This window comes from Flammeovirga sp. MY04, assembly GCF_001682195.2.
GTDB classification, from domain to species: domain Bacteria; phylum Bacteroidota; class Bacteroidia; order Cytophagales; family Flammeovirgaceae; genus Flammeovirga; species Flammeovirga yaeyamensis.
Genome location: NZ_CP003561.2, coordinates 150460 through 164753 on the forward strand (window position 1 = coordinate 150460; position 14294 = coordinate 164753).

At 36.2% G+C, this 14294-nt stretch carries 7 protein-coding genes; 3 read left to right on the top strand and 4 right to left on the bottom strand.

The features are described 5' to 3' along the window. Window positions 1-7: 7 nt before the first annotated feature. From MY04_RS20810 to MY04_RS20825, 4 genes are all read right to left on the bottom strand, one after another. Complete coding sequence (locus MY04_RS20810; protein WP_066213769.1) at window positions 8-7669, bottom strand: S8 family serine peptidase; 7662 nt, start codon at window positions 7667-7669, stop codon at window positions 8-10. A gap of 471 nt (window positions 7670-8140) precedes the next feature. After that, entirely contained in the window at window positions 8141-9100 is a 960-nt protein-coding gene (locus tag MY04_RS20815) for a HipA domain-containing protein (protein ID WP_066213770.1), read from the bottom strand. Window positions 9101-9104: 4 nt separating this feature from the next. After that, window positions 9105-9398, bottom strand: coding sequence for a HipA N-terminal domain-containing protein (locus MY04_RS20820; protein WP_205960546.1), 294 nt, complete (start codon window positions 9396-9398; stop codon window positions 9105-9107). Window positions 9399-9405: 7 nt separating this feature from the next. Then, window positions 9406-9618 carry a helix-turn-helix transcriptional regulator gene (locus tag MY04_RS20825; RefSeq protein ID WP_066213778.1) on the bottom strand — a complete coding sequence of 71 codons (213 nt, stop codon included), beginning with the start codon at window positions 9616-9618 and terminating at the stop codon, window positions 9406-9408. A gap of 226 nt (window positions 9619-9844) precedes the next feature. Between MY04_RS20825 and MY04_RS20830 the strand changes: the two genes are divergently transcribed. The 3 genes from MY04_RS20830 to MY04_RS20840 all read left to right on the top strand — a co-directional run bounded on the left by MY04_RS20830 (window position 9845) and on the right by MY04_RS20840 (window position 14287). Beyond that, window positions 9845-11788 carry a tetratricopeptide repeat protein gene (locus MY04_RS20830; protein ID WP_066213780.1) on the top strand — a complete coding sequence of 648 codons (1944 nt, stop codon included), beginning with the start codon at window positions 9845-9847 and terminating at the stop codon, window positions 11786-11788. 252 nt (window positions 11789-12040) lie between these two features. Continuing rightward, window positions 12041-12724, top strand: coding sequence for a hypothetical protein (locus MY04_RS20835; RefSeq protein WP_066213783.1), 684 nt, complete (start codon window positions 12041-12043; stop codon window positions 12722-12724). Between the two features lie 132 nt (window positions 12725-12856). Next, window positions 12857-14287 carry an ATP-binding protein gene (locus MY04_RS20840; RefSeq protein ID WP_066213785.1) on the top strand — a complete coding sequence of 477 codons (1431 nt, stop codon included), beginning with the start codon at window positions 12857-12859 and terminating at the stop codon, window positions 14285-14287. Window positions 14288-14294: the final 7 nt, after the last annotated feature.

The window sequence follows — 14294 nt, forward strand, 5'->3', positions numbered from 1 at the left end:
CAATAATTTATTGCTTGATGATCTTACCAAAGGATGTCAATTCCCCATTAATAATTAATGAGTAGATGTACACACCTCTTGGCAATTGCTCAGCATCATAATCCATTTTTTGATGTCCGGAAGATAGCTGACCCAATTCAACAAGATCGATTTGTTGACCTTGAAGATTATGTAAAACAACCGTTACTACACCATTTTGAGGCATTTCCCACTCAAATGTTGTATTCGTGTTTACCGGGTTAGGGTACACTTGTAAACCATTGTTTGCTTCACTTGGATCGATAGAAGTGATATCGTCTGAGTTACCCACCGTTACATCCACAGTAATTATTGCAGATAAGCCCGATGGATCTGTTGCCATGAAAGCCACATCAGATACTCCTTCTTTAAGTGATGAAATTACAAACTGACCATCGGCCAATCCAGCAATCAAAACACCGTTTCCGTTGTCGGCTACTTGATAAGTCAACTCATCACCGTCTTCATCCATGAAAAGCGCTGATGGATCGATGTAATACACCTCACCAGTGGCTAATTCCATTGCTTCCATATCGAAGGCAATTGGCGCTCTATTTACATCAATTACTTCTAATGCAATAGATTTCTCAGATTCTGCACCGTGTGCATCTTCACCTTTTACAATCAACTCATAGTTACCCGACATATCGAAGTTAGGCGTTAGTGTGATCGTTAAAGTATCACCCTCAATAGAAGTAGTTCCCATGCCGCCAAGATTCATTACTTCCGTTGTGAATTCGTCACCTTCCTCGTCGTGCATGCCTACTTTAATAATTAACGTATCATTTTCTAATAAGCTATACGCATCCATTTCGGTAGTGTACATCGGACCTTGGTTGGTATGCATACTTGCATAGAAAGAAGTCCCCTCGTGGTTAGGATCGTTGGTTAGGATCGTCACTTTCGCAGCCACATCTTTTCTACCTCTGTTGTAGGTAGCATCAAATGATAAACTCAACGTAGTTTCTTCTCCCATTGCAGTTTGTCCTTCGCTTTCGCTGATGCTTAACCAAGAACCATCGATTGCTTCTTTCGACATCAAACGTACCATATACGCTGACTTTTCAAACTGAGCGGTAGCCGTTAAATCCTCCCAACCATTTGAAGTTGGCACAAAGAAAGTTCCTGCAATACGCTCCTCAACTCTTGCAACACCTTGAGGGTAAGCAACACCTTCAGGGTAAGTAATTCCAACAAAAATGTTATCACCATTAAAGAACGTAATGTCCTCCGTTAATTCGAAGTTGACTAACCCACCGGTCTCTTCCATTTCAGTAAAGTTCATTGTAAACGATTCAGAAGCTAATTCCACAGGATTGTCAATCGATCCAGTAAGCACAGTAACGATAATATCTCCTTCTGAAATTGTTCCTTTAGGGGTAAACCAAGTAGTCACATCAGATAATTTGAAGCCTTCTAAAGGAGCAACAAACTTAGTGATCGTCGTTAATGAAGCATTTCCAAAACCAATAGAATTACTTGGGCTTGTATGATCATCATAAGATAATACTTGATGATAATCCGCTTCATTTATTCCACTGTACACTTGAGGAATTACCGGAGCATCTACAGAGGCAATTCTAGTAGAAGAGTTTGTTGCAAATGCAGTGATTTCTTCTTTTGGAGCAAATCCACTAGCAATGAACTCAATCATTACTTCCCAATCCAAGATTGATTTTCCTTCTGTATTATTGAAAGTGATATCCATTGTTTCTTGGTGATCTGCAGTTACGGCATCAACATGTAAGTCGATGACATTCTCCATTGCAAACTTTGCAGGCTCGTAGAAGTTCGCTTTTATTGTTAGCATTTTTTCTTCTTCACCTACCACATACTTGATGACCTTTTCGTAAGCACCAGCCGTTTGAGGCATCAAAGTGACTCTCGCTAATACCTCCGTTTTTGGAGCCAACATTGGAGGTAAATAATGGTACTCACCTTCAACTGTAATTAGGTCACCTAAACAACCACCCCAAATGACTGGACCGTCACAGATTTCTTTCCATTTAAAGATCGTTTCCCAATTGTACCATTGGTGAGGGCCTTCTTCCAAACCTGTATCCTCAACGATTACTTGAGTAAATAATTCTAAGTTTAAGGCTGCATCAGCGACAATACTTTCCTTATTGAAGTATAAATCTCCTGTACCGTTGTTGTGTAAAGTGAACTCAGGTTGCAACCACATATTTTCTGTGTATACAATATCACCTAAATCAATTACGTCTTCTTGCCAAGTAAAATCAGCACTACCATTTACCGTTAAAGTTACCGGAATAGTGATGTTTTCTTTACCAGGAGTTTTGTTGGTAAACGATAAATAGTGGTTGTATGTACCACCTAATAAATCTGTAGCATCTACTGTGAACGTAAATGTTTTTTCCTCTCCAGCAGGGATAACAGTTTTCTTAGAAGGCGTATATTCAACCGCTAAACCATCTGTAATGTACGGCAAGTAGAAGTTGTTCACCACACCGTCTGTTCCGTCTTTGTTCTCTAAACCTAAAGTGAAGTACTTATTGAAGATTTCAACAGCTTCCTGATCGATGGTCTTGTATTGCGTCTTGATCGTTCCGTTTTTGTATAAGATCGTTTGTGCTGAAACGTAACCACCTAAGAAGCCCCAGTTATGGATATATCGGTTGTAAGTGATGATGATTTTTTCTTCATCATGTTTTACCCAAATACCTTTTAATGGATGCTCATCGTAGTAATCTTCTCCCGTTAACGACCAAAGTGAGGCGATGAAGTTATGTGGTTCTTCTTCTGCATTCGGGATCTCGATACTAAATAAAGGTGATGGCACAGTTGGTTCAGTGAACGTCATGATACCGTTGTAACCAATCCAAATCTTATCGTAACCGTCTTCCCAGAAATCAAAAGTGAAAGGCAGGTCATAAGGTTCCCATAACATGTAAGTATCTTGAACCGTTACTTTCTCCCAAGTTTCATCAATAGCTTCCCATTGGAATACAGGGGCATTCGGATCGATTAATCCATCCAATTGCTTTTTATTGTCTCTCCAAGCATAAGTGAAGTCCTTTAAAGGGGCAACATCCATTGCTTCGGCAGTCGTTTCGTACATCCAAACAGCACCGTTTGGTAAAACTTCTAAGTCGGCTTTTCCATTGGCATTACTTACCGTTACATTTACTGTCGTTTTCTCTCCAGCAGCCAGAGTGATGTCCATTGGAGTGGTATCCAATTCGATCTGAGGCTCGTCGATTATTGTTGCAGTGATGTTGAAAACATGTGTTCCACCATCGGCATCGTTAAAAGTAATGACCTCAGAATAGGTACCTACATCTTCTGTGTCAAGGGCTACTTTAACAGTAGTACCCAATCTTGGAAGCAATTGGAAAACCGATTTATCCACACTGAATTTACTATCGATTCCTCCATCAATGACTGTACTTGTGAAATCAATCAAAGCACTTCCGTTGTTCACGAAATTGATGTTATGCACCACATCTGCAGTTCTGTAAATTGAACCTAGGTTGACTTCTTTTGATGATGTTTCAATATTAGAAACTCCACCATCAATTATATCTACATTGACTGTAAAGTGACTAATAGGTTCGATTGGATCGTTAGAAATGATGGCAATATTTTGGGTATTTAATCCTTCTACTAAATTGTCAGTTTGCACATCATAAGTGATCTCAACGCTACTACCCACAGGAACCAAACCTTCTGTTTTCGATAGGTTATGAATGATGTTCGGACCAGGGTGGTTTACTTTCACCATTACTTCAGTGTAATCATCTTCAAACAATTTCTCTGGTTTTCTGATAAACTCGTAGATGTAGAAACCATCTTGTTTGTCTGGACTTTCAATACCCACAAATGGATCTGTTGCGGTAGCATTTCCCCAACCCATATCTTTGTATCGCATTTCGATGTTACCGTTGTAGTACAATGCTACTTGGAAAGTCATTGGAATATCCGATCGGCCATTGGCTTGTTTTGGTAACATTTGCTCGTACTGAGCAACCACGCGATCATCAAATTTCTTATAAAGGATTTTAGAGTTTAAGCCCCAATCCATGTATTCGTATAAGAAAGCGATGTATCCGTTGGAAGTAAATGATCTACCCAAAAGACTACCGAATGATCCGTTTACTGGATCTTTTTCATCCACAGCAATCATACCTACATGCGATAAATACATTTCAGTAAGTAGGGTGTCATAGAATGGGAATTGGAAGCCTAAGTCTACTTTAACGAAATCGAGGAAAGGGTTGGCTTTAAATTCTGGCGTATAATCAATTACATCTTCTGCGCCCACTAATTCGTCCCACTTCCAGTCTTCCGTTTCTGGAGCATCCGTATCGATTCTTTCCCAAGAATAACCAAATTGATGATCGTTATCTGAAGTTTCTGAACTGTATTTAGGAATGATAAATTCCAATGGGAAGTTACCTGCGTTCGAGATCGTTACAGATCCATTACCCGACTCTCCAATCGTATGCGTGTAAGTGATTTGCTCAGGGGCAACATCAATTTCTGATGGTTCTATACCGAAACCTGTCACGGCAAATGTGTGTTCCCATCCACTAGAATTGTATAAACGAACCACTGCATTATCATTTCCACCCACCGTTGGAGTATATCTTAATTCAAGATCAACAGTTGCACGAGGGTTAAGAGAACCAAACCATTTTCTACCTGAAGAAATGTCCCAGCTTTGAGCAGAAGGCATGCTGAAGTTGGTTCCTTCTAAGGTAGTCAAATCAACATAAATTCCACTTTCTCCACCGTAACCAAAGTTATGTAAGGCCACGATAAAGTCTTTTTCATAACCGATTTGTACGCCACCTACTTCAACAATATTAGGTGTAATGATATTCGATTCGTGGTTGTAAGCATATACTTGATAAGGCGATCTTACTTCTGGATTTTGAGTATCGTTTGATTCGAAAATCGCATTCATATTCACATATCCACCAGGCATTTTGCTAATATCCACAGTAAAGGTGATTTCTTGCTCACCCACACCATTGATCTCTCCACTTTCAGGACTCATTGTAATAAAGTTTCCGTAATGGGGATCTTTACTCACACCGGCTACACAGAAAGAGTATCCACCAAAACCAAACGTAGAGTTGATAGGCTGCCAGGTCTTTCCATCATCAAACGACATCCATTGATAGAACTCTGAATCCTCAATTTCGTTAGAGTTATTGATACCAATTGGGTATTGGTTGCCTGCAGGTACTTTTGTGACAATCCACATTACTTCACCTTGAGGGAAGAAAATGTGCTCGTTTCCTTCTGCTTGTACTCTTTTTAACCCTTGACTTTTACTATCAATTCCTTTAGATAATACTTTTTCTGCTTGAGAAAGTATTGGTCCTCTGTAAACTTCAACAACTGCTTCTCCAGTGGTGATATCACCTAAATAAACTTCTACTTCGGTTAAGTTAAAACCTTCCTCTTCTGTGATGATAAAAGCAGATGCAGTAGAGTTAGATAGGCTTAAATCCTCCTCACCTACGACCATAGATGCATAAATACTGCTGACATATTCTTTGTATTTGTTCTCATATGGTTGTAAAACAGATGGATCTTCTTTTGTAGAATATACCTCTAACTTTTCTTGTTTATCAAATGCCATATTTCGAGGAGTGCTTTGCACTGTACCCACTGTAGGAACACTGTATGAAGAAGATTTATATTGATAAGTATTTCTCACTTTACCCTTCCACTTCAAAATACCATCCGCATTGTTTTTGATGATATGTTGATGTGTTGCTGTCATGCTTTCATCGGCATAGACATTGATAGTCGTCCATGAAGCAGTCGTTTCGATTTCGGGACCTAAATTGGTCGTCCCGACTATTTGATTACTCACCTCAGAAGTATTGCCCCAACGGTCGTAAGCAATGACAGTAAAGGCATAAGTGGTTTCGTCTTCTAAACCATATAACTCATATTCGTATGTAGTGTTAGCAGCACTATCAGAAAATACGATCATACTTGTAGCTGACTCGGTTACTGCTTCTCCCTCGTTATATAAGATTTCAAATTTAGAAGGAGCACCATCGTCTTCATCAGTTGGTACTGTCCATGACAGACGCACAAAATTATTTGAAGCACCAGTGATCATCAAGTCGGTAATTGCATTTGGAGCATCACCTTGATTTTCGATCACCGCTAATCCAGCGTCTAACAATCCTGCACCTAATTTTCCAGTGAAACCAAAGTTATCATCATCAATATTTCTACTAGAAGCGACTAACTGATTCCAAAGAATATCAGGAGTCATATGATCGCCACCCATTGCTGAAAGGATCAAAGCAGCCGTACCCGATACATGAGGGCAAGCCATTGATGTACCTTGTAAGAATCCGTATTGATTGTTGGGTAAAGTAGATAATACAGCATCTTGATTGCCATACGTTAGATCTCCACCAGGAGCAGTAATATCGATCCACTCCCCGTAGTTAGAGTAGTATGCTTTTTTCTTTGATGGACCCGTTGCTGCCACAGCCATCACTTTGTTGTAGTAACCAGGGTACATTTGTGCATCGATGTCGCTATTACCTGAAGCAAAGATCACAATACCGCCTTTCATAGGAGCACCTTCATAATCGCCAGCTTCTTCGATGAAGTAATCGATGGCATCTAAAACAGCTTGTTCATAGGCACCTGCTTGTGTATATCCCCAAGAGTTTTGAGAAATAACTGCACCGTTATTCGCTGCATAAATAAATGATGCCGCAGTATTGTTGTTCGGTCCACCGATAATCTGAAGCGGCATAATACGTACACCATCTCCATTACCTGTACCACCTGCAATACCTGCTACACCTTTTCCGTTATTGGTTACCGCACCAATTGTTCCCGCTACGTGTGTTCCGTGTTCCTGAGGATCTAATTCCCCACGATCGAAAGCAAAGTTATAGCCATAGTAATCGTCTACATAACCATTGCCATCATCGTCAACACCAGCTTCTCCGTTCATTTCTGCTTCGTTTATCCAAAGGTTTGGACGAAGATCTTCATGGTCAGTATCTACACCTTCATCATGTACGGATACAATTACATTGCTTGTACCTTGAGTGATTTTCCAAGCTTCCAAAAGTTGGATACTACTTTCCGGTAACCAACCACTTCTATCGCCAGTGTTATGGTAATGCCACTGCTGATTGAAAAGTGGATCATTGGTAGTTGGACCTTCTTCATTAAATGCTTCCGGTTGAACTACTGTAGCACTTCCTTTTCCTACAATGTGTTTTTCTAAACGCACCTCGGCCAATTCTACATCGGCCACATGCTTAAAACTTTCTACCACTTGCTGTGGAGAAACGTTGGCATCGACTTCCACATCGTACCATAAATGAAGTCCGTGTCTCTGAAGTTTGTGTTCAAATCGAGCATCAAAAGGAAAGACCCTTTTCATGTTGTGTGCATGGTATTGTTGTGCCACGGCATCGAAGTCGGCAATACCCAATTTACTTACTCCTAAGGCGTTCATTGGAGCAATTTGTAATGTGGTCTGCACCTGAGGTTTAAATTTCACTCGGATGTAACCTTGTGCTTCTCCTTTCTGATTGAAAGACATGACCCCAGGCATTTGTTGTGCCTTTACCTGAAGTCCAACAGCACTTAGCAGAAGTAAGATTGCTAATAGATGTAGTTTTTTCATCATTGCGATTGTTTAAAAATTGAATTAGTAACCTGAGCTTTTTATTTACCCAGTTTGGTAGAAGAGGCTAGTTTTTCATGTAACTTCCTGAGTACGTCAATCTCCTTTTTGCGTACCTCTATTAATCTTAAAATAGATTCCTTGTCGTCCGGAATCTTGTTATTCGGTCGTGTCGGCATAGTTGATTTATTTAGGCCAACGATAATCGCAATGTTACTATGTTTGTAAATGAAACTTAACAATGTAGTAGTGCTATAAGGGTGCTATAGGGGGTGCTACATTTATGCTACAGTGGTATGTTTAAGTGTTTAAGTGTTTGATTTTGTGTTTATTGTGATTTTTGCTACTGTGGAGATAATAGGGTGAGTATTGTTGTTGGTTATAGTAGTGTTTGGGGTGGGTTGTAGTTTAAAGATGTATAAGGTAAGCAGTATGTTTTAACTTTTAGTGGTAAAAGAAAAAGAGATTTTTATTTTATAATTCAATCTGAATAGCTTTTCGTTGAATCATAACAATATACTCTTCTTTCATTGCTTCAGGTAAAAAACTTTCTTGGATGAATTTATACCATTTTGGAAGCAATTTTTTATACTTTTCAAAAATATTTTCTATGACTTTAGAGGACATATCAGCTCCTGCCATTGCAGTTTCAAAATCCTTACGATTTAGTTTTTTCTTTTTTCCATTTAGATTTAATGCAAGCTCTTCATCATCTCCTTCCACCACTAATTCCGAAGCAACCATATCATAAGCGGGACACAAATCGTAGTTACCATTTCTTTTTATTAAAGAGAAATTTTTCAAATGCATATCGTTATTTCCGGTGAGAAAACAGAAAAGTACCATTTCGTAATAATCTGTTACATTTAACCCTGGGTTGGCTGTATGTTTCTTAATGACCTTTACAATTTGTTCATGAGACCCTTTGTATTTGTATTCAGTAAGTCGTTCTGTTAACTGACACATATCTTCCATATGCAGTTTTTTTCCTTTGTTGCAGTCAATTCTTTTAGTGATGTAGGCAAGTTGTCCCGATTGAAGTCTTATCAATGAATGTTGAACTGTTTTGATCTTGCTGATCTCAGCTAAATGCATGGTAACATCTTCAATTTCAGGTAGGTTGTCGAATAATTCGGTTTGAGGTTTAAGAATATATTCCCCCCATAAACCCACTATTGTAAATCTTTCTGGTGAACTAACATCAGTGCTTAATCCAAGTGAAAGTTTTGGTTGGACACCAGTAACTGTTTTCTGGCTCTTGACTACTTGTTCCGCCAACTGTACTATTTGATCTTCACTAAAATCAATCAATGGAGGAGAAGGTTTACCAAAAAACTTTTTGCTACATTTTGGATGATACCCTGTCTGTCCAGCAGGTGTTTTTAACTCTTCAGTATTTATTTCTTTATAACAGTATAAGCACTTGTTTTTCATGAATCTAAATTTCTTCTATTGCTACAGCACCAATACAATCTTGGCATGTTTTTAGTAAAATTTCCATTCTGTCTCTAGGGTCTAGCTTCCAATTTTTTTTAACGATATCCAATAACCATCCTTCTGGAATCAAACCATCAAAAAATGGGAACATGACTTTACTTTCAAATTCTTTTTCTTCCAAAGGCAGTGTTAAGCTAATTGGTTCGGCGTCCTTTAATTCCAAGTATGCTAAATCATATTTAAAATGGAATCCATTTTCATCTTCTGTAAGTATTCCCGATAACCTGTCATGCATATATACTTTAGCTCTCTTCATTTCTTACTGTTTGTACCGGACCTAATTCATGACCGAATAATGTTAGAATCTGATTTACTTTATCCATTCTTAAACTTCTTTTTCCTTGTTCAAGTTCTCTAACGAACCTTAACCCTACACCTGCTTTGAATGAAAGATCTTCTTGAGTTAACCCCAAAGCTTTTCTTCTTCCTTTAACGAATTGACTTAAATTATTCATGATTTTATACCTTATCGGGTATGAAAATAGTAAATAATTATTTAAATATACCTTTTTGGGTATAATATTATTTTAGTATTTTATTTTTATACCTTATCGGGTATAATTTAATTTTGTAGTCAAATAAGTATACCTTAAAGGGTATACTTCGTTAAGCATATTGATCACCGGCTTTTACATAAAAAAGCCCTATTTTTACATTCAAACTAAATTCAGCAAACGACCAATGAAATCTTATTACGAAATCTTCCGCGATTTACCTGACTCAAATTTATTAAGGCGAATAGAAAACAAAGATAAATATCATAAGGATGCTGTGATGTCTGCTTTTGATATGTTATTAAAAAGAGGGCTCAGTGTAAAGCATCCATTTCCGGGGGAGGAAGTAAAAGATGCAAGAAAATTATTTCCCTATTTTTCTCCGGAAGATAAAGACCCTCAGCATTGGTTTAAATATGTTGTAGATAAGATACAATTAAAGAGTGTTATCGGGTATCTTATTTTTATTTTCTTAGTCTTAATCGTAGGAAATAGATTAGAGATGAAAAGTGAATGGAATCACTACTTGTTTATCTATACAGATTACATAGTAAACATGGGTTTTATATTAAATGTGATTATTTTCATTTCCTTCTTTTTCCTCTTTTTCTGGAAAAATAAAAGATGGAAAAGCTTCTTAAATATTAATCCAAGACGTGTATTTTTTGCTTTTTATGTAAGCTTAATAATATTTCTCCTATTAAATTTAATTGGGTTTGTTTTTTCAAAACCTCCGCTTGTCGTTACTATGTTTAATAGTAATTCTTTAAAACAATTTTTAGCGTTATCACTCAACAATATCTTTTCCTCTTTCACCCATGTATTAATTTTACATTGGTTGTTGCTTTCTCAATTATTAATACGTTTCAAATCTAATAAATTGAATAGTCGATTAATTATACTAGGTGTAAGTATCGTATCGACTATTTTAATATTCCCAAGTTCTTATGATGAGAGAGGTTTTAATTTAGTGAGGTTGTTGTTATTATGGAAGCCTACTGTAGTTATGTATTGTTTGTCAGTGATTTACTTAAGAGATAGAAACTTATTACTGATAATGTTATTAATATGTATTCAAAATTTAGAATTTGAATATTTTCAAGGAGAACAAACGTTTTATTTTAATTGGACACTCTTTTTAATCTTTTTATTGAGTACAAATTCTGTTAGAAATAATCAATTATTTCATTGGGTAAAATCATTTAAACTACCTGTAACCGGACGAGCATTTTTTGGAGGATGGTTAGCAACTATTCCTTTAATATTCATCTTACCCAATACGGCTTGGGATTATTGTTTGAAATCTGGTGAATGGTTTTTATTAGGTCAAAATGATAAATCATTAGTACTGATCACAGAGGCAATTCGTTTAGACGACAACAATTCTGAATACTATAATTTAAGAGGTAATATTTACAATCAACATGGTTTTTCAGAAGTTGCTGTGAAAAATTACAATAGATCAATAGAATTAGATTCCACTAAAATCCTTGTATTTCAAAATAGAGGTAATGCTTACGGTGAAATGGGTAATTATGATTTAGCAATAAAAGATTATACTAAATGCATTGATAATAATTACAATCTGGTTGAATGTTTCGAGTCAAGGGGGACCTGTTACTTCAAATCAAGAGAATTTACAAAAGCTATCGAAGATCTAAAAGCATGCTTAGAACTTTCTCCCAAAAATTTGAATGCTCTTAGTATTTTGGGGAATACCTATTGGGGACTAGAGGACTATCAAAATGCTGAATTCTATTTAAAAAAATCTATTGATTATGGGAACGGTAACTCAACTGTTTCTGAAGCTTTGGCCTTGATGTATATGAAGCAACATAAGTTAGATGAAGCTTATCAAGTGTATAATACAATCAATGATAAGCCATTTACTTTCAGAAAATCAAATTATAATTATGGAATAGCCCTTTATCATCAGGGACTTTTTGATGAGGCAATTGAGCAATTTCAAAAATCAATTGATGAACATGAGGAAGAAGATAAATGTTATTATCAGTTGTCTCTTTGTTACAATCAATTAAAGATGCCTGCAAAGACATGTGAGTATTTACTTATTGCGGCAACCATGCAACATGAACAAGCTAAAGAGGATTTAAAGAAGTATTGTGAATAAATAATCACTAGACTGAAGTCCGGTGCTAGAGGTAATTATATTATCAGGACTAAAGTCTTTTTTTGATTTGGGAGAGTAACCATAACGTAAATTCCGTATTGCGATAAATTTAGAGAACACTTCAGTGTTCACTAAACCAATTATTACCACCCTAGGGTTTCAACCCTAGGATAATTATTCCGCTGTTTGGAACCGTCATAAATCCCCCTTAATTTTATCCTTATTTTTTCAGTAAAGAACCAGCTAAGAACAATGTCATCATCATTTAAAACCAATTTCTATGTTAGTTTTGGTATAGCAGCAATAATGGGATTGCTATTATTCATTCAAACTACTAATGCCTTAATAAGCGGTATTCTTACCTTAATATTAGGAACTCTATCTTTTATTTTCGGCTATGTTGGTGATTACTTAGGAGAAAAAAGACATTATTCTGTCATTAATAGCAACGGTTTTTTAGGTTTAATTAATGATGGTTTTAGAGTAGAAAAAAAAGAGCGATATGTCGGTTTAACAGGTACCTATAATGGATATATTGTAGATATCTATTATGATTGGTCAACTGTTGTAAAACCAAGAGTCCACAAAGCGTTTGTGATCAATTTCTATTTTCAACCTATTAAAGGGAGTGATGAATTTAAAGATGATATTTACAATCAATTTGTTGATAGACATAAAGTATCAAACTTTGGTTTTTATCCACATCAGTATTGGTGGAAAGATGGAATGTTGTCAGTGAAAATAGGTGCGACTATGTGGAACCCAAGTCGTAAAAAACTAATCAAATACTTAGAGAAAGGAAGTGAAATTCTTCAAAAGGAGAGGTTGAGACCTTTAGAGAAAGAAGCTTTGCGACAGCATAGAGAGGAATATCCATATCATTTAGTACCAGAAATTGATTTATATTTTAAGCAAGAGGAGGTAGAGGTATTTTAGGTGAAACATTAAATGTAACAATCAAAAAATCATTCAATTAATAATAGTTTGATAATGAAATTTCATTATCTTGTGACGTTTTTTATTTGAATTACTTTTTAGTTAGCGATTTTTTTTAATCTTAAATTAACTATGCCAATAACAGAAACTAACTCTACGACAGCAACTGTTCATTCTGTTGATTTATCGAATTTAGTCGATGCTTTAGAATATAGTATCTACAAAAAAGCTGAAGACAGAAATGTCTTTGATATTATTCCAATCAATTTCAATGATGAAAGTAACTTAACACAACTCATCAATGAATATGATTTAGACTTTTTTGATTTACAATTGATTGCACTAGCGTATGCTTGGGAGTATCAACCTAATGTATTACATCCTTTAGTTTTGGGATTTAATGAAGCAGAAACTAGAGAGCATTTTGGAGGAAAGCTCGATCGTGAAACAGCTAAGTTTTTCCCTGATTTAAAGACTTTTATAGCTCTATTTTTTCCAAAAGAAGAACGACAAAGTGCCATATTAAAATATACTTCAGACAATTATTGTTTAATAAAATATGGCATCATTACTTTTTCAAAGGAAAATTATAGTGGTGAAGGTAGATATAATCAAAGGATTCATTTGTCAGTAAATTATGTACAATATTTAATGGGAGGAAGTAAACCAAGGCTTGATCATGAACCTGATTTTCCTGCTCGATTATTAACCACAAAAGTGGCTTTTGATGATATTATACATACTGATCAGACGAAAGACGATCTACATCATATTAAAAAATATATGTCTGTAAGACCTGTTCTAAAAACTAGGCCAGAACTAAAGAAAAAAATTAATACTACTCATATTATCGTTTTTTCTGGTTCTCCTGGTACAGGTAAATCGTTGACAGCAACTAGTTTGGGACAAGAGTTTGAATTGCCTACGTATACTCTAGATCTTTCGAGAGTACTTTCTCGCTACGTTGGTGATTTTGAAAAGGCCATGGAGAGGGTTTTCAGTCGCCTAGAAGGTAGAGATTGTATTCTATTTATAGATGAAGCAGATTCTATTTTCACTAAGCGTCAAGAAGAGGTAAAAGAGACAAAAGACAAGTATTCTAATCAAGAAATGTCTTATTTATTGCAAAGATTAGAACGTTTCGAAGGGATTGTCATTTTAGCCACAAATGTTCAAGATATACGTTCTCATCTTGATAAAGCAATGCTTAGACGTATCTCCACAATTATCGAATTTCCATTCCCCAAACAACCTGAAAGACAACAGCTTTGGGAGAAAGCATTACCTGAAGGCTTTACTTACGATGAAGGTGTACTTGAAAAAATTAGTACAGGGTATCAACTTACAGGTGCTAATATTTCGAATATCATCTCCGGAGTTATTATTGAAGCACTTTACAACAATGTAACAGCTATTACTTTTGAAATGCTTGAACCAATTATGCAAAAAGAATATTTCAAAAGAGATTCAAGATTTATGTATTGTACTGATGATTCCCCTGCTGCTGCACTTATGGAACAACGTCTTGGTCGTTCAGCAGTGCATAGTGGTAGAAGAATGTAAAACTAAC